This is a genomic window from Enterococcus spodopteracolus (genome assembly GCF_030441955.1).
Taxonomy (GTDB): Bacteria; Bacillota; Bacilli; order Lactobacillales; family Enterococcaceae; genus Enterococcus_B; species Enterococcus_B spodopteracolus.
In genome coordinates, this window is sequence record NZ_JARJHD010000009.1 from 65,502 (window position 1) to 85,704 (window position 20,203).

A 20,203-nucleotide genomic window follows, 5' to 3' on the forward strand; every position below is an offset into this window, starting at 1 on the left:
TTACATCCACCCTTTCTTCCCTGCTTGTCGTGCTTCTTCTATGATTTGTTCGATATTGTCGGTTGTTCCTGCTGTAATAGCAGCCGCAAAGGCTCCTTCTACTAAGGGGGCATCCACCAAGTAGTAGTTTTTTTGTTGAGATTCCTCCAATAAATCTTTTGCCATTTCTGAATTCATCACTGCGCTACCAAGATCAGCAAAGACAAAATAAGCAGATGAATCGGCTGATTGATTGACAGCATCAACGATCTTCATCGGATCAGAACCCAGTTCTCCCTCTTCGATTCCGCCAAGTGATAATACTTCTACGTCATCAGTTTGTTGCATTTGTTCAATCATCTCTTTGATGCCGTCTGTGACCTTCTTACTATGAGAAAGCAATAAGATACTTTTCTTCAACGAATTCTCCTCCTTCAGTTCATCCCCCTTTTTTGTAAGGGTTTTCTTAGCGCTATATTAAGTATATATCAACTCCTATGGGTAATGGAAATAATGCGATATAATGAACGATAGTTTTTTATTTACATGAAGATAAAGATAGGACGAAAAAGAGATATTTGCTATACTTTCCTTAAAGAAAGGAGTGATCAAAATGATCATTACAACAACCAATAGCGTAGAACATCAAGTCATTGAGTCTTATGAGGGAATTGTTTTTGGTGAAGTCATTACGGGAATCAACGTCTTAAAAGATTTGGGTGCAGGGATTCGTAACGTTTTTGGCGGACGCTCAAAAAGTTACGAAGGGGAATTATTGACAGCAAGAGAAGAAGCATTAGCTGAAATGGCACAACGCGCAGAAGCACTTGGCGCAAACGCAATCATCGGGATGAAGATGGATTATGAAGTCTTAGGTTCAGATAACGGGATGTTGATGGTCACTTGTAGCGGGACAGCTGTTCGATTGATTTAACAAAAACGAAACAAAAAAAACGAGTGAAGACCCGCCAAATTTGGGTCTCCACTTGTTTTTTTCACTCACATACGCTTCACAATGACTGGACTTGTCCAATCACCTCATTTGCCTCAACCATCGCTCTTTTTTCAATGGTTAGACTTTCAACTTTCTCACTATTTGTAAATACAACGATCATATCTGTTTGTTTGCCTGCTTTTTCTAGCATCGCTAAGTCAACAACTGCCAATAATTGACCTCGTTCCACTCGTTGTGCTTGTTTGACATAAAGAGTGAAGGGTTCTCCTTGTAGATCAACGGTGTTGATTCCCATATGCACCAACACTTCAAGCCCATTGTCTGTTTCGATCCCCAGCGCATGTTTTGTTGGAAATATACTAGTGATCGTTCCACTGATTGGTGTAAATATTTCCTTTGCTTCCGGCAAAACTGCATAGCCATCACCCATCATTTTTTCTGCAAAAACAGGATCACTGACTTCAGTGATCGGAATGATTTTACCGAGCGCCGGTGCATAAAGTTCAACTATTTGATTACTATTTTTAGCAACGGAAACTGGCTTATCTTGGCGAGAAATGGACGTAGCAGTCTCTTTCTCTACCTTACTACCTTGTTGGAGTTTCGTCATTTCGTCTACCACAAATTGGACCTGTGTACCTACAATGACTTGGATATTTGTTTGATCAATTACTTTTACCCCTGGGACGCCAGTTTGTTTAATCGCTTCTTGATTTACTTTTGCTGTGTCCTTTACCTGTAGGCGCAAACGTGTCGTACAATTATCAATTGCTTTTACATTTTCTTTTCCACCTAGTGCATCATAGATCACCGCAGCTAGTTGACTAAATTCATTAGTTCCCGTAGCAATATCAGGTGTCTCTTCGCCCATTTCTGTTTCTCTTCCTGGCGTCATCAAATTGAACTTGTTGATGGCAAAGCGAAAGCCAAAATAATAGATAGCTGCAAAAAATACTCCTTGAACAAGCAACATCAATGGTTGATTGGCGACTGGATTTTGCAACGACAAAAAGTAATCCACAAAACCAGCGCTAAAAGCAAAACCAGCTGTCCAATGGAAAAAGGCACTGATTGCTAATGAAATTCCTGTAAAAACGGCATGGATGACATACAACGGCCACGCCACAAACATAAATGAAAATTCTAATGGTTCAGTCACACCGGTAAAGAACGCAGCAAAACCAGCTGCTAGCATCAAGGAAGCGACTTGTTTTTTCTTTTCTGGACGTGCACTTTGATAAATAGCAAAGGCCCCAGCAGGTAAACCGAACATCATGACTGGGAAAAATCCAGCTTGATACATACCGGTTTGTCCAATCATTGCTTTTCCACTATCTAACGCTTGTTGTCCAGCTAAAAAGTTCCCAATATCATTGATACCTGCCACATCGAACCAAAAAACAGAATTCAATGCATGATGTAAGCCTGTTGGAATCAATAAACGATTGAAGAAACCGTATAGTCCTGCACCGACAAACCCTAATTGAGAAATCCCCTTCCCAAAGGAAACCAGTACATCATAAACAGTTGGCCAAATAAATAATAATATCGCAGAAATAACCAACATGCTCAAGGCAGACATGATTGGAACTAAGCGTTTCCCACTAAAAAAGGATAAGGCCATAGGTAATTTCACTTGGCTAAACCGATTATACATCGCAGCAGCGACTAATCCTGCCACAATTCCAACAAATACATTGTTATCCATTGTATTGAAAGCTGGATTAACTTCAGTGAGATCTCCCAGATGCAATAATCCTTGTACTGAATCAGCAGATAAAACAGTTTGAGGGATCAAGTAAGCGACCAGTCCTGCCAAAGCAGCTGCTCCATCTTTGTCTTTTGACATTCCCAATGCCAAACCCACCGCAAACAATAGGGCAAGATGGTTAAGAATCGCTAGCCCCGCATTCATTAAGAAGGTCGTCCCCGCATTACTGATGCCTACTCCTACGAACCAATTCGCAAGACCAACCAGTAATGAAGCCGCTGGTAAGACTGCTACTGGCAACATCAATGAGCGACCCATTCGTTGCATATATGCTTTCATTCTTTCCACTCCTATTTTCTCTCCGCTCGTGAAAGAGCGTTTATCGTTATTTTTGTAAATTTTCTAGAAAATATCTAAAAACAATAAAACGAGTATACCATTTATTCAAAAAAAGAGGAAGTGTTGATTAAATATATTTGAAAAACCAGCAAAAACAACGAAAAAGAACGGAAAAATCTATTATCCGATTATTTTTTCCAAAAAATAAATATAGACCAATAGTCAATCCATTGTTTTCAAACAACAAAAAAGAGTTTGAGATATCACTCTCAAACTCTTTTTTGATACACAGCACCGACAAAAACAACCAGCAAGCACAAGCTACCGATCACTGACAAATAAATTGACCGACGATCGTCCGTTTTTGGTAATGTCTTCGCGGGTTGTTCTTCCACTACTTTTGTTTCTGTTTCAGTAACTGTCCCCGCTTCTACCGACTGTTTTCCGGCGGAATGTAAGGTCGCCTTGATTCTTTCGATACTGGCAGACAAATCTGCTTTCCTTGCTTCGAAATCGGCCATTGCCGCTTGAGCTTCTGCTGCTTTTTCATGGATCTCCGTACGAGCTGCTTGAATATCTGCTTGTGTCTGATCCACTGACGCAACCGTAGACGTTGCTAAATCTTGCAATTCCGTTTGTACTTCGGTTGCCCGTTGGGTTGCAGATGCTATTTTTTGTTTGGCTAATTCGGCTTTTTCTCGCTCTTCAGCTACTTTATCAGCTAACTCATCGCGATCACTCGCTACTTGATTTGCTAAATCGTTCACTGTTTGATCGATTCCCCTTTGTTTTTCGATAAGTTGTTGTTTCGCTTGTTCCAACGTATCTTCCACTTCTTTACGTTGTTGCTCCAACTTCTCCCAGCGAGTCGAATCTGATGGATCAGTTTCGTTAAAAGGTGTATGTGACGACTTTAGCGGCTCCTGACTCTCCTGAATCTGTGACTCACTGGTTTCTGATGCTGGCTGACTTGAATCTGCCCGAACTGTCTGACAAAGAAAGAAACTGCTGGCGATCAGTGCAGCAAAAAGTACTTTTTTCATTTTGTGCATCTCTGCCATCCCCTTTCATTTTCACTAGTTGTTCATTATAGAAAAAAACTAAGGAATCGCCTATAAACAATTGACGTATTCTGTCTAGTTGTATCGATGAAAGGTTGGAGTGTTGTCATTCGTCAGCTCCTATCCTTCAAAAAAATAGCCTAAAAAAGCGCCCCAAGTTCTAAAAATAGAAAAACAATCATCCAAGCTTACTACTTCCCTTACAAAGCTCATCGGTTATACCCTCAAGTTCTACCCTTGAGGATAGCATAATTCATCTGGTCTGACGGCTTGGTACAGAGAAAAAGCGCCATCTAAATTTTTCACAGTGAATCCCGCTTGTTTTAAGATTCTTTCTGCTAAGTAGCTACGTAATCCACTATGACAACTGACGATATATTCTTGCTCTTTATCCAATTCACCCAATCGCTGACGTAATTCAGATAAAGGGATATGGCTAGCTTTTGGGAAATAACCTTTTTGCAATTCTTCCTTATTCCGAACATCAAGCAATTGTCTCCCTTGTGCTAATTCTTCTGGCAATTCATGCCACTATATCATCTCACTCAATCCTTCGATGACATTCATCGCAATATAGCCTAGCATATTTACTGGATCTTTCGCTGAACCAAAAGGCGGTGCATAAGTCAATTCTAACTCTGGAAGGTCGAAGACTGTCAAATGCCCTTTAATGGCTGTCGCAAGAATATCGATTCGTTTATCTATCCCTTTTTTACCGATTCCTTGAGCTCCATAGATTTCCCCAGTTTCCGGATGGAAGATCAATTTCAACAACACGTCCGTTGCACCAGGGTAATAACCAGCATGATCTTTACCTGAAGCATGGAGGACTTGAAAAGATAAACCTGCTTTTTTTGCTTGTCGTTCAGTGATACCTGTGGAGGCAGCTGTCTGACCAAATGCTCGAACAATCGCCGTTCCAAGGCTGCCTTGATTCAGACGTGGTCGCCCGGCCATATTATCAGCAGCTTGTCGTCCTTGTCGATTCGCAGGCGAAGCTAAAGAAATCAATGCAGGTTCCTTCGTGATTTGATGTTTCACGACAATCGCATCTCCTACTGCAAAGATTGCCGGATCACTCGTTTGATAATGCTCATCCACAACGATGCCGCCACGTAATCCCAACGTTAAATCTGCCATCTCAGCTAAGCGACTATCTGGTTGGACCCCCACCGAAAGAATCGTCAAATCTGACTCTAACATTTCGCCATTTTCTAGAAGAAGCATGTTTCCTTGTTCTTCAAAACTAGTAACGGCACAATTTGTTAAAACTTGAACATCATTTTTTTCTAATTCTTTTTGTACAAAAGAAGCCATCTCTTCATCCAACGTCGGTACGACTTGCGGAGTCCGTTCGACGATCGTTACATCCAGTCCACGTTTTTTTAGATTTTCTGCTACTTCGATACCAATAAAACCTGCGCCAATAACTACTGCTTTACGAGGTTGTTCCTCTAATTTTTCCATGATAGCATCAACATCTGGAACATTTCTCACAGTAAATACATTTTTCGCCTCAGACAAGCCTGTGATCTCAGGTATAAATGGTGTAGCTCCTGGAGAAAGCAAAAGGGCATCATACGATTCTTTGTGGGATCCCCCTCCATGAGAAACTTCCACTTCTTTTGTTTCTGGAAAAATCGCTGTGACTTCATGCTCCACTCGAACGTCCAAACGAAAGCGTGCAGCTAAACTTTCAGGTGTTTGGATCAAGAGCTTTTCTCTTTCATCGATTTCACCAGAAAGATAGTAAGGAAGGCCACAATTAGCAAAAGAAACATTGGGCCCTTTTTCAAAAACAACGATTTCTGCATCTTCTTGGAGTCGTCTTAAACGAGTGGCCGCGGACATCCCTCCAGCAACACCGCCAATTATCACAAATTTCATTTTTTATCTTCCTCCAATCTTTTCCCCAAACCATTGATTCATCCCGCCACGAATATTGATTGCCTGATAACCAAGATTTTTTAATTCTTTCGTCGCTTGCTTACTACGCATTCCTGACTGACAAATAACGTATACTGGTGCTTGTTTATCTCCATTATAAGTACTAATACGGTGTAAAGGAATATTTTCCGCTTGCTTAATATGCCCACCTCGGTATTCAGTCGGTGTTCTAACATCGATCAATTGGATGTTTTCTTTTAATTTATCTTGCAAATCCTTTACTGTTATTGATTGACTAAGTTGAAATAATCCCATTTTCATTCTCTCCTCTTTTTTTAAAAAATATACCTACTTGGGTATATTCAACACGATAAATACGATTATGTCAACCATTAAAACTTTTAATTTCAGAAAGTTGCAGTTTTCATTTGCAAATAATACCTTTATAGGGTATTATTTGCAAAAAAAGAGTGGGAGGTTCTACGATGACTATTGACAACAAAACAATTCTAAATCGCTTGAGACGTACAGAAGGACAAATTCGTGGTATCCAAAAAATGATTGACGAGGAAAAAGAGTGCATGGATATCATTACACAATTAAGCGCTGTTCGTTCGAGTATTGATCGTGTCATGGGGATGATCGTTGCCGAAAATTTAAAAAACTGCTTGGAGCATCCAGAGAACAGTGTGGAGGAACAAGCAAAAAAAATGGAACAAGCCATCAATATGATCATCAAAAAATAAACACAGAACTTAAAAAATCAGTACCACAAGTTTCTGGAACAGTAACCCTCTTGCACCGACTAAAACCGAATCAACGGCAGGAACAAAAGTAACCTCTTCAAAAAATAAGGCGTCATCCACAAAAATTAAAAAAACAATTTCCGTGGATGACGCCTTATTTCTTATAGCTCAATATTTTGTTAATCGCTATCACTAAGTTACGTATATTTCCCTTCTACAATTGCTTGGATCGTATCGAGTACAGCCTCTGTATTATTTGATCCTATAATCGTCGTAGCTGCTTCTTTGATCTTGGGCTGTCCATTTTCCATAGCAAAACTGTGCTTGATCTGTTGGATCATTTCAAAGTCATTCCCGCTATCGCCAAACGTAGCAATCTCGTCCTCGTTGATTCCCCATTTTTTGCCTAATAAGCGTAATCCGTTTAGTTTGTGGACACCAGGGATGATCAAATCGATATCTCCATGACCACTAGAGACCGGTATCAATCCCTCCCCTAAAGAATTCTTTAAGGCAGTTAGTTTTTCTACTGCTTCTTGCTCATCGAAGGATAAAGCAAACTTGAAAATCGTATCTTCTCCCTTAGCTAACGTATATAGATCTTCTACCTTTTCAAGCTTAGGGTAGTAAAAACTTGCACGTTCAAACAACTCCTTAGAAACCGTGTTAGAGAGATAGGCACTCTGTTTCCCACATAAGATCAAGTTCATTGGCGCTAACTCTTCCAATACATCTAATGTCTGAACGATTTTTTCAGGAGGTAATTCTGCATTGTACACATGGTCTTCGCCAATTAAAATATTTGCCCCATTTTCTGCTACGAATGCTATACTTTTATAAAGATCCGGGAAGAATGAACGCAACTGGAAATATTGATTTCCACTTGCTACAACAAACTTTATTTCTTTTTCCTGTAGTAAGTCAAAAAGTTTCTTAAAACGTTCTTCATTGTATTTCTTTTGATCATTCAAAAATGTACCATCCATATCTACAGCGATCATTTTGATTGTCATTCCATTACCACCTTTCAGAAAAAGTATACCTACTGGGACGCGTCCCAAGTCAAGAGAAAAGGAGGGAAATCCCATCGTTACGATTCGAGAAATCGCAAAAATGTCAGGAGTATCCAAATCTACCGTTTCCAGAGTGATAAATAACGACCGTTACGTGTCCGATGATTTACGAAGAAAAGTCCAATCCGTTATTGAAGAGACGAACTATGTGGTGAACGGCAATGCTGTAAAATTGAGTAAAGGAGAAACCTATACTTTAGGTGTGACCTTGCCTAACAACAGTTCTTGTTATAATCAATTGGTGGATAGTATCTTGTATCAGGCAAAAAGTAAAGGGTATCAAGTATTATTACTCCCTACTTATTACGAAAAGGAGACGGAGAGGCACTATTACACACTACTAGAGCAAAAAATGATCGACGGTCTTATTCTGACGTCACGAACAAAAAATGATGAACTACTTGAACCTCTTCGCTTCAAAGGAAAAATCGTCTCAACTGAAAAGATGGACAATGACGACCTTGCCATGATTTATCCAGATCGAAAAAAAGCGTATGATCAATTGTTTCTTACCCTGCATACCCGTGGGATTTCCAGGGTCATCTTTACTACTAAACGCAGTGCTTCACAAAGCCAGACTACCAAAAACAAATTAACTGCTTATGAAACGTATTTTGGAAAAGCGATTGAAGGAAAAAACTATTTCACTGGTATCGAAACCTATGCAGATGGCTATGCGTTCGCAATAGAGATTACAACTCACGCCTCTATTCCAGAGTTAATCTATGTCAATGGCGATGATACAGCAGCCGGTGTAATTTCAGGAATGAAACAGGCAGGATTCATTCATAAAAAAGATTTCACCATCATAGGTGAAGGAAATCTACCATATAGTGAGATATTAGCCTTTTCAACTATTGATTTCTCCCCTAAAAAAATCGGCGCCTCCGCAGTAGATTTTCTCTTATCCCAGACTGACAGGATCGTGCAAGCAGAAGATCCAGTAATTATTTGGCGCTAATGTGAAGTAGCTCCTGGAGAAATAAGCGTGAGACCTCAAAAATTCCAAGAGAAATTTTCTGGGTTTCACGCTTATTTCTCAGAGCTGAACACTTAGGTCACAGCTTTTTTTGTATATTAAAATCCAATCCATTATAGAATACATGATAATTGTCACAAGAATAGGACAAAAGAGATGTTCTACTAGATAAACAGTCGCTGATCATGTGTATTAAAAACTATGTCGAATCTTTTCCCTTGATAGAAAAATAGCTGTAAACTTGACTGGCTATTTTTCACTCAGATAGATCAATCCGCGTGGAATAGGATCTTTCTTCGTTAACCCTATCCGTTCTCTATAAAAAGAGAAGCTATCTCTCTTGATCATTTCAATGATTTTCTCTTCATTCATTTCTAATTTCAACGATTCGATACATTCCGCCATTTCGTAAAGTATCTGTAGCTGTGCATCGATCCCTAACAGCTCTTGTAATTGCTCAAACACAGGACCGTCCTTTTGAGAGACGACCTCTAAAAAACGATGATGAAGTTCTTTGTAAAAAGAAGCTAAAAGTGGATAGTTGATGGAAAAACAGTTTTCCATGAATTCTCCATAATGTTTTAAGTATTCTTCACTAGATTGAATATTTGATAGATTCATAAATTACCTCTCCTTCTGATGATTGATAGTAAAACCTAAAATATGTACTTGCGACTGATTGAATCGACCTTATTTTTTTTGTGAACTATCTGCTTCTCGAATAGATTATAATAAAATCATATAGGCTTCTCTGTGTAATTTCAACTTCACATATTGCCTAACTCCTTGAAATATTTACTCTTGAATCATTACTACGTCTATGCTTCGGCATATTACCAGCTATTTTTTTCATTAAGTTGATTTTATTCTTAAACTAAAAAAAATCAATCTCAGCCAGTTTTGACTTCGATTGATTTTCGATAAATTCTTCACTTAAATTGCCACGGTGCTCTTCTCATTCGCTGTTACAACAATAAGATACACCAAACTACCTAGCGCTTTAGTAGTTTATGATACTCCAAAGCATATAAAACAAAGGACTGAGCCAAACTGTAGGTAATGATTGCAAATATGACCATGACCCATCCTTCAGGAATCGCCGGGAAAAGTAACAGCAAGATCATCCCTACATAAATCACAGCTGTCGCCCATTTACCATACCACTTTGCTCCATCTAATTTGACCTGTTTACGCAAAGCAACGATCCCAGCAATCAGCATAAATGCTTCTTTCACAATAAATAAAACTAAAACGAGCCAGATATACGGACGTTCCCATGCCATGGAGATGATCAAGACCAATTGGGTCAACTTATCACCGATTGGATCAAGAACTTTTCCAAGTTCTGTGATCTGATTGAATCTTCGGGCGATGTATCCATCTAAAAAGTCTGTGACTCCTGAAAAGAGGATGATCGATCCAGCCAGATAGAAAGCTTGCTTACTCATAAAATACAAATAAAAAGGCAATAAAAGAATTCTTATAATCGATAGTAGATTCGGAATCGTGCGAATTTCTTTTCGCCAATCAGATGCTCCATTCATTACTTAACAACTCCCAAAATGTCATTTCATCTATTTTACCGTACTTTCCACGTGTAACCAATTAATTGTCGGTTTTTTATTGCGAGCTCTTCCAATCCTTCGTATGCCATTGTGAATCTGTTATTATTTTTTTTCGGAGTTTTCATTTCGCGCAGCCTAACGCTGACGGGTTTCTTTTAATAATTTTTTGTGGGCTTTTTTTGAACCACGTTCGATATCTCGCTCCCATTTTCTCGTTTTAAAATCTGTAAATAGATGATCGATCTCATAGCCTACAGGATAAAGTTCTTCTGCTCTCATTTTTAAAAGGAGACGCTGGCGAAGGACCGTTTCTTTGTGGTTATCGACAAAAATCACGATCGTTTCTTCGCCAGTATCTTCAAAGACTAATGCTTCTTTTTTGTATTGGGTGGCATATACCCGATCCCCTTTTGAAAATAAAACCTTTTCTTCGTTCTTGACTTCTTGCTTCTTCACCTGTTGTTTGAATAGGCGTTTTTCCCTTGAATAGTCTTTCGTAGAAAGATACTGCTGAGCTTGTTGGATCAAGTCCTCTGACATTTGCATTTTTTTAGCGATCCACAATGCTTGGCTTTCCCCTGTTTTCCCTACCTGTAATTGATACTTTGGTTGTAAGGCTTCTCGGTCAAAAGCCATTGCTGCCGGCACAAAATCTTCATGTCGTTCCGCAAACTCTTTGATTTCGCCGTAATGGGTCGTTGCAACCATCAGCGCACCTTTCTCGTAAATCGCAGACATGATCGCGATTGCTAAAGCTGCCCCTTCCGTTGGTTCTGTTCCACTACCGATCTCATCAAGTAAAACTAGGGTATTCCTACCCACTTTATTCAAAATCTGTGCGATATTTTGCATATGTCCAGAAAAAGTACTCAATGCATTCGCTAAATCTTGTTGGTCGCCGACATCGACAAAGACTTCGTCGAATACGGCAAGCTCTGTTCCATCTTTTGCTGGTACTTGCAGACCAAACATTGCCATCAACGTCAGCAATCCGACTGTTTTCAAAACAACTGTTTTCCCACCAGCATTTGCACCTGTGATCACTAAACCACGATATTCTGCACCCAAATCAAAATCTAAGGGAACAGCTTTTTCTGATAACAGTGGATGTCTCGCTTGTTTCAGATGGATGCGTTCTGATTTATTGATGATAGGTGTGATGCCATTGATCTCTCTACTGTATTTTCCACGTGCGAAAATAATATCAAAAACGGTGACCGTCTCGATGATTTGATCGATTGCCTGTTCATTTTCAGCTAATGCGCCAGTCAAGCTAGCTAGAATTTGATATTCTTCAGCAATTTCTTCTGCTTTCAATAATTGATGTTGTACGCTTGCTTTAGCGACTACTGTTGGTTCGATAAATACCGTCGTGCCTTTATTCGACTGTTCAATGATCGTTCCGGCTACTTTATTTTTATAACTCGCTTTGATTGGGATCGTTGCGTGTTCCCCTTTTTGGACGATCATCGCTTCTTGGATCATTTCTTTATTCCCAGGATGTCGCAAAAATTTTAACAAACGATCTTGGATTTCTTTTTCTACCGTTTGGATTTGTTTGCGTACTTTACGTAGATTTCTCGATGCTTCATCTGCGACTTGTTGGTTCTTGATTTGTTCATAAACTAAGTCCTCTATCGATTGAAGATCCGGTAGATTTTTACTGTACGCATACAGTAATGGCGTTTGATATTGGTTTTTTTCAAAAAAGCGAGTGATCATTCGACTGCTTCTTAAAAAATCGGCGTATTCAATCAATTCAGCGGGGCTTAATATCAAACCTTTTTTCACTTGGTCAGTTAATGCCACAATTCGTGTCAGCCCCATAAAGGGCACGTGCTGGCTACTTTCTAAAATCGTACGGGCTTCTTTCGTTTCTGTTTGTCTTGTTTCTACGGTCTGAAGATTTGTCGGGATTGACATTTCTGCCAGACGTTCTTTCGTGTGATCTCCGATTGCTCGGGCAACCACTTCTTTTCTAATTTGTTCAAATTGTAATTGTTTGATTGTATGATTCATATTCTCTCCTTTTCTTGAAGAGATACCTGTCCCCAAAATAAATAAAGACCTAAACTAAAATAGAATAAAAGGGCAGGACACAGCTAAAATAAGACATGTCCTCCCCTTGATTTGATTACAAGAAATGTTTCAGACAGGTACGATCTATAAGCACACCAAATAAGCCTACTGCTTTATTGGTTATTCAACTTACTCGATTAGATACCTACTACACTCATCAAAATACCTCGTTCATCTAGGTTTTATTTATTTTTCCTTTTTACTATAGCAAGCGGTTGTCAGAATGTCAAACAGATACTGAACGAGTCTGAATGGCATTATTTTAATAATATTTCAAAATTGTCACGTTTTTCGATTTTCAAACACTTTATCAATCGGCGATAATTGGATATATCAAGAATCATAAAAGGATGGATATGATGAAAAAATTGATTGGAACAATTGCTCTCTTATTGTTGTTATTTGGTGGTTACAAAGGTTATCAATATTATGATCAAACCTACAACAGCCAGGTTGCCTATGCAAAAGTACCAGAAACAGTACCACCATTAACTGATGCGTTGAGTTCTAGCGGAGAGAAAATGTGGAATTGGAAAGCATATGACTATGAATTGACCTTTGTCACTAAAGATGGCAAAACGGTCAAATTGCCTTATACAATCGCCTCAGAAAATCCAACACCATTAGAACCAAATAGTTTTGTCAAAGCAGAGGTCAGCCAAAAACGAGTAACCTCTGGACCAACAACGATTAATGAAAAGCAAGTACCAAAAAATGTTTTAACTATGTTGTATTAATAAAAAAACAACTGCGATCTACGCTTTAACAGCGTTTCGCAGTTGTTTTTTTATGTATCGCCCACGTCCTCAACGTCGTTTACGAATGGCGATCGGCGTATCCCCAAAATATTCTCGATATTTTTTGTAAAAATGTGTTTTATTGGAAAAACCTACACTAGCCGCAATCTCCTCAATCGAAAAACGGGTAGATCTAATTAGATCCTGCGCTTCATGTAAGCGTTGGTTTGTCATCAACTGTTTGAAGGATTTACCTGTCTGTTGTTTTATCAAATTAGATAAATAATTCGGATTATACCCTAACTCCTCTGCCAATCTTTTTAGGTTCAATGTTCGATAGTCACTTTCGATCCGTTGCAGGATTTTGATCATCAAATTACTTTGTCCATCTTTTTTATATATCTTTGCTAATTGCGAATGATACACCCTAGAAAGCTGTAAAAATAACACTTGTGAAAAAGCGTTCATGATTTCATTTCCTAGATGTTTTTTTGAAAAATATTCGAGGATCATTTGATCCAAGGTGACTTGGATCTCTGGTTCTTTTGCTAAGTGTAACAAAAGATGTGTTTCATTATAGCCGGGTTCTAAAATGGCATTCATTAAAAAATTATAGGTCAATCCCCCACTGCGATTATCGATTTTTTTCAGAAGATCGATGTTGATATCATTCGTTTTGAATAAGAAATTCAGCAAAATATCATGTTCACCCAAAGGCATCAGTTCATGGCGACTATTTGTATCTAAAAGTAATAATTGTCCTTCTTTCAAAGTGATTGGCAGACCGTTGACGATCTGTTCTGAAGTACCGCAATACATATAATTGAATTCTAAAAAATGGTGGGAATGTAGTGGATAATGCGCAAAGCGTCGATGTTGGCGAATCAAAATATTATTTTCTTGAAAAAGATGATGATCGTCTAATTTGAATTGTTTGTCCTGTTCATCTAAGTTTTCTCCTTCAAATTCCTTGATCCATTGCCTTGTCTTTTGCTGTTCTATCTCTTCGGGTGTATACGGCAGAAAGATCTTTTGTACAAAAGGATTCATGGTTTTCCTCCCCCTTGATATATAAATTTGACACCAATATAGTAACATACTGACATTGTTGTGAAAAGGGTTACAAGATATGATGAGTGCAACAAATACATCTTCATCTGGAGGAACAAGCTATGAGAAAGACTTGGTTGATGAAACTGTCACTGTTATCCATTTCCTTAGTTTTAACGTCGAATACTGCTATCGCATCTGCTTTACCGATGATGTTAGGCTACTTCAATGATCAATCGGCTTCATCCGTCGAACTACTGATGACCATTCCTCAACTAACTGTTGTGATTTTTATTGCTTTGAGTAGTTTGATTGCAAAAGCCATCGGACAGAAACAAACTGTCTTACTTGGGTTGTTGCTTGCTGGAGTTGCTGGCGTGTTACCTGTCTTCACTGCCAACTTCTATTTATTGATGATCTCTCGCGCATCATTAGGTGCTGGCTTTGGTCTCTTCAATTCGTTGGCGGTCAGTATGATCAGTGAATTTTTTGAAGGCGAAGAAGCTGCCACATTGATTGGCTTCCAATCCGCCTTTCAAGGGTTAGGAGCGGCAGTCATGACCTTCACTGCCGGACGTCTCCTCACTTACTTTTGGCTGGCAAAAAGTATTCTTAGTTTACTTGATCACCATTCCGATCATCTTCTTATTTATGGCTTTCGTCCCCGAACCACCAATAAAAAAAGAAAACCCCACTTCCAAAAAAGAACTATCAGCAAAAGGGGCACTCCGTCCTACCACGATCATGTATGGCATTTTGATCTTCTTTCTCTGTATTTTCTACATGATCGTTGTCGTTAAGCTTTCAACCTTCATCGTGACTGAAAATCTAGGAACAGAATCAGATGCCGGAACGCTTCTTTCTTTTATGCAGATTGCTAACATGGTTGCTGGTTTCTTATTCGGGTTGATTTACAAAGGATTGAAACGATGGACGTTGCCTATTTCTTTTTTCATCATGGCAGCAAGCTTGTTCCTCATCTTGACAGCCAATCATTTATTTATGATCGGTATAGGGGCAGCACTCAATGGTATCGCATTTGCTTTATTTGTTCCTTACATCTTCAACGATGCCACTCGTTTAGTTCCACAGTCAGCCAAAGCAAGTACCACTTCTTTTATTCTCGTCTTAGCCAATATCGGTAATTTTGTTTCACCATATGGGCATCAATTATTGGAGACATTCGGTATCGGTTCGGATGCTTTACAAAATATTTTTATCAATGGCTGTATTTTGATGACTGTTTTAGGTATTCTTTTTCTTCTCCTTACTTTTAAAAAGAAGCCACTCCCAAATGAAGTCTAGTTTTCATTGATTCAAGCAAAAACAAATTGGAGGAATGTTGATGAATTATCTTGCAATCGATATTGGCGCATCTAGTGGCCGTTTGATCCATGCCAATCTGAACGAATTAGGCATTTTTAAATTACAGGAAGTCCATCGCTTCAAGAATGGCTTCGAAAAAGTCGATGGTGTCGCAAAATGGCCATTGACACATTTAATCACAGAAATCTTAAAAGGATTCGAGAAAGCTAAACGACAAGGAATCACCGAATGTTATGTGGGCATCGATACTTGGGGCGTTGATTATGGCTTGCTTGATGCTGATGGCAATTTGCTCGATGACCCAACCAGCTATCGGGATGATCGTACGAAAGAAGCAATCTCGCACTTTGATCAAAAGTTACCACTAGACAAACTTTATCAAAAAACAGGTATCCAACTACAGCCATTCAATACAGTATTCCAATTACTTGTTGAAAAAAATGAAACGTTAGCAAATGCCCATCACTTATTATTGATGCCCGATTTACTCGGCTATCTTTTCACAGGAAAAGCTGTCACTGAAAAAACAAATGCTTCCACCATGCAGCTTCTGAACTTAAAAACGCGGAAATGGGACCCCGATATTTTAGCCGTTTTAGGTATTGATGATACGCTTTTCCCACGGATTACAGATCCAGGACAGATCCTAGGCGAATTGCAAACAGACCAATTTCCTAAATATGATTTACCAAAAGCAACATTTATCACAATTGCATCTCACGACACAGCTTCAGCAGTCGTCGGCACACCGGCAACAGGCAAAGATTGGGCATACATCAGTTCAGGCACTTGGTCGTTGATGGGTGTAGAGATTCCTGAAGGCATTTCAACAAAAGAAGCATTTGAAGCTAACTTTACAAATGAATGGGGTGTGCAAGGAACCATTCGCTTCTTAAAAAACATCATGGGTATGTGGTTAATCCAAGAAGTTGCTCGTTTGCAAGATGGTGCCTATAGTTTTGCTGAATTGGCAGAACTGGCAGAACAGGAAGCGCCTTTCCAACAATTGATCAATGTCAACGACCCACGTTTCTTGAATCCCCAAAATATGATTCAAGAATTACAAGATTATTGTAAAGAAACAAACCAATCTATCCCTCAAACCCCTGGTCAACTGGCTCGTTGTATCTATGACAACTTAGCTTTGTGCTATGCCCTCGAACTAGAGAACTTAGCGCGGATCACCGGAAATGAATTTCATAAACTACACATTGTCGGTGGGGGTTCAAATAATACTTTCCTCAATCAGCTGACAGCCGATATTTGCAATATCGAAGTCGAAGCTGGACCAGACGAAGCGACCGCGATTGGCAATCTAATGGTCCAAATGATTGCAACGAACGGCTACGGTACGTTGCAACTGGCGCGTAAAGCGATCAGAGATTCTGTTTCATTAACCACTTTTCACCCTCGACATACCGAGGAAATGACACAAGCACTTGCTAGATATAAAGAATTTTTAATATAAAAGGAGAGATTCAATATGATGAATGTCAAAGAACGTTATGAAGAAGCCAAAGCAAAATATGCGAGTATCGGTGTCGATACTGAAGAGGTCTTGCAGAAACTCGCAGAAGTAAAAATTTCGATGCATTGTTGGCAAGGCGATGATGTCAAAGGATTTTTGACGCCAGATGGAGAACTGACTGGCGGCATCATGGCTACAGGAAACTATCCTGGAGCCGCACATACGCCGGACCAATTACGCCAAGATTTAGAAAAAGCTTTCTCATTGATTCCTGGGAATCATAAATTGAACTTACATGCCATGTATCTAGATACAGATGAACCGGTCGATTTAAATGAGATCGAACCAAAACATTTCGAGAAATGGGTCGCATGGGCAAAAAAACAAGGGATCGGTCTTGATTTCAACCCAACCTTCTTCTCTCACCCAATGATGAAAGATGGCTTGACACTTGCTCATCCAGACAAAGAAGTACGGGATTACTGGATCGAACATGGGAAACGCGCTCGTAAAATCGCCGAGTATATGGGAAAAGAAATCGGACAAACGTGTATCGATAATTTTTGGATGCCTGATGGAATGAAAGACAATCCAATCGACCGCCTATCTCCACGCCAACGGTTGATGGAATCTTTAGATGAGATTTTCTCAGAAGAACTCAACGAAGAATATACACAAGATGCCGTGGAATCCAAACTATTCGGACTTGGTGCCGAAGCTTACACAGTAGGTTCACACGAATTTTATATGGGCTATGGATTGACACGTAACAAATTGATCTGCCTAGACGCAGGACACTTCCATCCAACTGAAGTCATCTCCAACAAACTTTCGTCTTTAGCCTTATTCTCAAAAGGGATCATGCTTCACGTCTCTCGTCCTGTGCGTTGGGATTCAGACCATGTGGTGATCATGGATGATGAATTACAAGAAATCGGCAAAGAATTAGTCCGCAATCATTTACTTGAAAAAACAGCGATCGGTCTCGATTTCTTTGATGCAACCATCAACCGGATCGCCGCATGGGCAATCGGCACAAGAAATACGCAAAAAGCATTGTTAAAAGCCATGCTTGAACCAATCGAAGAATTAAAAGAAGCCGAACTAAACTTCGACTTCACCAAACGCTTAGCCTTCACTGAAGAATTAAAAGATTTCCCATACGCTGACGTTTGGAATTACTTCTGTGAAATCAACAACGTCCCAGTAGGCATGGACTGGTACCAAGAAGTCCTACAGTACGAAAAAGACGTACAAAGTAAGAGGTTGTGAAAGAAGCGTTCTGGCCTGAGCAGTAAGATAGAAAATCAAAAAATAGCTCCTCATATTTTATGATTTTTTAGCTTAATGTTGAAGGTCAGCTTCTTGAACACCGTTTATCATAGGTCGTGAGAAAGCCGTTCAGCTCCGAGTATTAAGACGGAAATCGAGAAAATAGTTTCTCATCTTTTTTCAATTTTTGATTTAATATTGAAGGAGTTGGCTTTCGAACACCATTTATTAGGTCGTGAAAGAAGCAATCTGCACTAAGGCATAAGACTGAAAATCGAAAATGGCTGGTTCATTTTTGATTTTTCTGGCTTATGACCGAAGTGTTGCTTCATGAACACTATCTATCAAGTTGTAAAAAAGCCCCTCGCCGATCAACAGAAGCCTTCGAGAATCCGTCTAACTGATTTTGAGGTTCTTTCTGTTGATTTACAAAATAACTATACTACATGTTCCTTCTATTCATCAGAAAAAGAAAAGAGGTCTCACTCGTGAAAAAATTAGCGATGCTCACTGCTCCATTTGTACAAGAGATGATTCAAGCAACAACCAATATGTACCGCCTAGGATGGGATGAACGTAATGGTGGGAATATCACCTATTTATTAGAAGAAGCACAAGTCTTACCTTTTATCGACCCTACGAAAGTTTTACGAACACTGCCGTTGCTATTTGATGCCCAACAATTAGCCGGAAGATATTTCTTAGTGACAGGGTCTGGAAAATATTTTAAAAATGTACAGGAAGCACCAGAAGAAAATCTTGGCTTGATCCGTGTGACCGCAGATGGTCACGCAATCGATATTTTATGGGGATTAATCCCTGATGCTGTTCCAACTTCTGAGTTACCAAGTCATTTCATGAGCCATATTGCTCGATTAAGTGTCGATCCAGATAACCGCATCGTCATGCATTGTCACGCAACACACTTGTTAGCCATGACTTTTAGCCATCCACTTTCTGAACGAGCATTTACTCGTACATTATGGCAAATGTGTACCGAGTGCTTAGTTGTCTTCCCAGAAGGCATCTCGGTCATTCCATGGTTAGTTCCCGGTTCGAATGAAATCGGCGAAGCAACTGCTGCAAAAATGAAAGAAACCCGTTTAGTCGTTTGGCCACAACATGGGATCTATGGTTCTGGAAAAGATATGGATGAAACATTTGGTTTGATTGAAACAGCTGAAAAAGCTGCTCAAGTCTATACGATTGTCATGGCTCAAGGTGGCATCAAACAAACGTTAGAAGATGGCAATTTGAAATTACTGGCTGATGCGTTTGGAGTTGTCCCACGTGCTGGCTATTTGAACGATTAACAATCGTGAGGTGCAAAATGAAATCCAATATCGAAAAAATGATTGTTGGTGAGGTCTATCATCAAGATGAAGAATTATTGCAACTTCGTTTGGTCACGAGAGATCTCCTTTATGAATTCAATCATATCCATCCCCGAAAATTAGCGGAACGTCAGCAATTAATCAAAAAAATGTTCAAGCAAACTGGGGACAAACTCTTTGTTGAACAACCCTTTCATTGCGACTATGGAATCAACATCACCGTTGGAGAAAACTTTTTAGCAAATAATAATTGCACCTTGCTTGATGTTGCTCCGATCACGATTGGTAGAGACGTCTTGCTTGCTCCAAATGTGGGGATCTACACAGCCGGCTATGCCTTAGATCCTGTTTTACGTCAAGAGTACCAAGCAGAATTTGGGGCGCCTGTTACGATCGGCGACAACGTCTGGATCGGTGCAAATACATCCATACTGCCTGGGGTGACAATCGGTGATCATGTAGTGATTGGAGCTGGAAGTGTCGTCACGAAGGATATCCCAGCTAATTCTTTAGCAGTAGGAAATCCTTGTCATGTGGTGCGAACATTCAATAAAAAGGATCGCACCTATTATTTCAAAAAACTGCGTTATCCATCAGAATATATAATTTCTGAAACCGACCTACCTAAAGGAGAGTAAATCA

General features: G+C 39.5%; 19 protein-coding genes and 1 pseudogene. 10 read left to right on the forward strand and 10 right to left on the reverse strand.

Annotated features, from left to right (window positions below):
• Complete coding sequence (gene dhaM, locus P3R27_RS10760) at positions 1-399, reverse strand: dihydroxyacetone kinase phosphoryl donor subunit DhaM (RefSeq protein WP_301356836.1); 399 nt, start codon at positions 397-399, stop codon at positions 1-3.
• A gap of 193 nt (positions 400-592) precedes the next feature.
• On the opposite strand from dhaM, the gene P3R27_RS10765 reads away from it, so the two are divergent.
• Positions 593-913: a heavy metal-binding domain-containing protein gene (locus tag P3R27_RS10765; protein ID WP_019722737.1), complete on the forward strand. Its 321-nt coding sequence runs from the start codon at positions 593-595 to the stop codon at positions 911-913.
• 76 nt (positions 914-989) lie between these two features.
• Here P3R27_RS10765 and nagE read toward each other — a convergent pair whose 3' ends face one another.
• The 4 genes and pseudogenes from nagE to P3R27_RS10785 all read right to left on the reverse strand — a co-directional run bounded on the left by nagE (position 990) and on the right by P3R27_RS10785 (position 6,247).
• Positions 990-2,984: an N-acetylglucosamine-specific PTS transporter subunit IIBC gene (gene nagE, locus P3R27_RS10770; RefSeq protein ID WP_126133873.1), complete on the reverse strand. Its 1,995-nt coding sequence runs from the start codon at positions 2,982-2,984 to the stop codon at positions 990-992.
• A 269-nt stretch (positions 2,985-3,253) separates the two neighbouring features.
• Positions 3,254-4,036 carry a hypothetical protein gene (locus P3R27_RS10775; protein WP_126133872.1) on the reverse strand — a complete coding sequence of 261 codons (783 nt, stop codon included), beginning with the start codon at positions 4,034-4,036 and terminating at the stop codon, positions 3,254-3,256.
• Positions 4,037-4,276: 240 nt separating this feature from the next.
• Positions 4,277-5,932, reverse strand: a pseudogene (locus P3R27_RS10780) (FAD-dependent oxidoreductase).
• 3 nt (positions 5,933-5,935) lie between these two features.
• On the reverse strand, positions 5,936-6,247 hold the full coding sequence (locus tag P3R27_RS10785) for a rhodanese-like domain-containing protein (RefSeq protein WP_034690109.1): 312 nt from the start codon (positions 6,245-6,247) through the stop codon (positions 5,936-5,938).
• 170 nt (positions 6,248-6,417) lie between these two features.
• Between P3R27_RS10785 and P3R27_RS10790 the strand changes: the two genes are divergently transcribed.
• Positions 6,418-6,678, forward strand: a complete 261-nt coding sequence (locus tag P3R27_RS10790) for a metal-sensitive transcriptional regulator (protein ID WP_010736403.1) — start codon at positions 6,418-6,420, stop codon at positions 6,676-6,678.
• Positions 6,679-6,875: 197 nt separating this feature from the next.
• Here the strand turns inward: P3R27_RS10790 and P3R27_RS10795 are convergent, their stop codons facing one another.
• Positions 6,876-7,691: a Cof-type HAD-IIB family hydrolase gene (locus P3R27_RS10795; protein ID WP_034690111.1), complete on the reverse strand. Its 816-nt coding sequence runs from the start codon at positions 7,689-7,691 to the stop codon at positions 6,876-6,878.
• 73 nt (positions 7,692-7,764) lie between these two features.
• On the opposite strand from P3R27_RS10795, the gene P3R27_RS10800 reads away from it, so the two are divergent.
• Positions 7,765-8,712 carry a LacI family DNA-binding transcriptional regulator gene (locus tag P3R27_RS10800; RefSeq protein ID WP_034690119.1) on the forward strand — a complete coding sequence of 316 codons (948 nt, stop codon included), beginning with the start codon at positions 7,765-7,767 and terminating at the stop codon, positions 8,710-8,712.
• A gap of 267 nt (positions 8,713-8,979) precedes the next feature.
• On the opposite strand, the gene P3R27_RS10805 is transcribed toward P3R27_RS10800, so the two are convergent.
• From P3R27_RS10805 to P3R27_RS10815, 3 genes are all read right to left on the reverse strand, one after another.
• On the reverse strand, positions 8,980-9,351 hold the full coding sequence (locus tag P3R27_RS10805) for a DUF7006 family protein (RefSeq protein ID WP_126133871.1): 372 nt from the start codon (positions 9,349-9,351) through the stop codon (positions 8,980-8,982).
• A gap of 371 nt (positions 9,352-9,722) precedes the next feature.
• A complete protein-coding gene (locus P3R27_RS10810) occupies positions 9,723-10,274 on the reverse strand; it encodes a CDP-alcohol phosphatidyltransferase family protein (RefSeq protein WP_034690115.1) in 552 nt (183 codons plus the stop codon).
• A gap of 156 nt (positions 10,275-10,430) precedes the next feature.
• Positions 10,431-12,314, reverse strand: a complete 1,884-nt coding sequence (locus P3R27_RS10815; protein WP_126133870.1) for an endonuclease MutS2 — start codon at positions 12,312-12,314, stop codon at positions 10,431-10,433.
• Positions 12,315-12,733: 419 nt separating this feature from the next.
• On the opposite strand from P3R27_RS10815, the gene P3R27_RS10820 reads away from it, so the two are divergent.
• Entirely contained in the window at positions 12,734-13,111 is a 378-nt protein-coding gene (locus tag P3R27_RS10820; protein WP_034690118.1) for a DUF1093 domain-containing protein, read from the forward strand.
• Positions 13,112-13,180: 69 nt separating this feature from the next.
• Here P3R27_RS10820 and P3R27_RS10825 read toward each other — a convergent pair whose 3' ends face one another.
• Positions 13,181-14,161, reverse strand: coding sequence for an AraC family transcriptional regulator (locus tag P3R27_RS10825; protein ID WP_034690601.1), 981 nt, complete (start codon positions 14,159-14,161; stop codon positions 13,181-13,183).
• Between the two features lie 122 nt (positions 14,162-14,283).
• Here P3R27_RS10825 and P3R27_RS10830 point away from each other — a divergent pair, with 122 nt between their 5' ends.
• From P3R27_RS10830 to P3R27_RS10855, 6 genes are all read left to right on the forward strand, one after another.
• Entirely contained in the window at positions 14,284-14,961 is a 678-nt protein-coding gene (locus P3R27_RS10830) for an MFS transporter (RefSeq protein ID WP_301356835.1), read from the forward strand.
• Positions 14,945-15,466: an MFS transporter gene (locus P3R27_RS10835; RefSeq protein WP_301356834.1), complete on the forward strand. Its 522-nt coding sequence runs from the start codon at positions 14,945-14,947 to the stop codon at positions 15,464-15,466. Before P3R27_RS10830 ends, P3R27_RS10835 begins: the two co-directional genes overlap by 17 nt.
• A 40-nt stretch (positions 15,467-15,506) precedes the next feature.
• Entirely contained in the window at positions 15,507-16,955 is a 1,449-nt protein-coding gene (gene rhaB, locus P3R27_RS10840) for a rhamnulokinase (protein WP_034690600.1), read from the forward strand.
• A 15-nt stretch (positions 16,956-16,970) separates the two neighbouring features.
• A complete protein-coding gene (rhaA, locus tag P3R27_RS10845) occupies positions 16,971-18,227 on the forward strand; it encodes an L-rhamnose isomerase (RefSeq protein ID WP_126133869.1) in 1,257 nt (418 codons plus the stop codon).
• 488 nt (positions 18,228-18,715) lie between these two features.
• Positions 18,716-19,540 (forward strand): rhamnulose-1-phosphate aldolase, encoded by an 825-nt coding sequence (gene rhaD / locus P3R27_RS10850; RefSeq protein WP_034690595.1) that lies wholly within the window; start codon positions 18,716-18,718, stop codon positions 19,538-19,540.
• 17 nt (positions 19,541-19,557) lie between these two features.
• Entirely contained in the window at positions 19,558-20,199 is a 642-nt protein-coding gene (locus P3R27_RS10855) for a sugar O-acetyltransferase (protein ID WP_126133868.1), read from the forward strand.
• Positions 20,200-20,203: the final 4 nt, after the last annotated feature.

What these genes read in the sequence shown, in the direction of transcription:
- P3R27_RS10820 (WP_034690118.1), top strand. Translation starts at nt 12,734, where the DNA reads ATGAAAAAATTGATTGGAACAATTGCTCTCTTATTGTTGTTATTTGGT.
- P3R27_RS10805 (WP_126133871.1), bottom strand. Translation starts at nt 9,351, where the DNA reads ATGAATCTATCAAATATTCAATCTAGTGAAGAATACTTAAAACATTAT.
- P3R27_RS10775 (WP_126133872.1), bottom strand. Translation starts at nt 4,036, where the DNA reads ATGCACAAAATGAAAAAAGTACTTTTTGCTGCACTGATCGCCAGCAGT.
- rhaB (WP_034690600.1), top strand. Translation starts at nt 15,507, where the DNA reads ATGAATTATCTTGCAATCGATATTGGCGCATCTAGTGGCCGTTTGATC.
- P3R27_RS10830 (WP_301356835.1), top strand. Translation starts at nt 14,284, where the DNA reads ATGAGAAAGACTTGGTTGATGAAACTGTCACTGTTATCCATTTCCTTA.
- P3R27_RS10810 (WP_034690115.1), bottom strand. Translation starts at nt 10,274, where the DNA reads ATGAATGGAGCATCTGATTGGCGAAAAGAAATTCGCACGATTCCGAAT.
- P3R27_RS10765 (WP_019722737.1), top strand. Translation starts at nt 593, where the DNA reads ATGATCATTACAACAACCAATAGCGTAGAACATCAAGTCATTGAGTCT.
- P3R27_RS10815 (WP_126133870.1), bottom strand. Translation starts at nt 12,314, where the DNA reads ATGAATCATACAATCAAACAATTACAATTTGAACAAATTAGAAAAGAA.
- nagE (WP_126133873.1), bottom strand. Translation starts at nt 2,984, where the DNA reads ATGAAAGCATATATGCAACGAATGGGTCGCTCATTGATGTTGCCAGTA.
- P3R27_RS10855 (WP_126133868.1), top strand. Translation starts at nt 19,558, where the DNA reads ATGAAATCCAATATCGAAAAAATGATTGTTGGTGAGGTCTATCATCAA.
- P3R27_RS10790 (WP_010736403.1), top strand. Translation starts at nt 6,418, where the DNA reads ATGACTATTGACAACAAAACAATTCTAAATCGCTTGAGACGTACAGAA.
- P3R27_RS10825 (WP_034690601.1), bottom strand. Translation starts at nt 14,161, where the DNA reads ATGAATCCTTTTGTACAAAAGATCTTTCTGCCGTATACACCCGAAGAG.
- P3R27_RS10795 (WP_034690111.1), bottom strand. Translation starts at nt 7,691, where the DNA reads ATGACAATCAAAATGATCGCTGTAGATATGGATGGTACATTTTTGAAT.
- rhaA (WP_126133869.1), top strand. Translation starts at nt 16,971, where the DNA reads ATGATGAATGTCAAAGAACGTTATGAAGAAGCCAAAGCAAAATATGCG.
- P3R27_RS10835 (WP_301356834.1), top strand. Translation starts at nt 14,945, where the DNA reads ATGATCGTTGTCGTTAAGCTTTCAACCTTCATCGTGACTGAAAATCTA.
- P3R27_RS10785 (WP_034690109.1), bottom strand. Translation starts at nt 6,247, where the DNA reads ATGGGATTATTTCAACTTAGTCAATCAATAACAGTAAAGGATTTGCAA.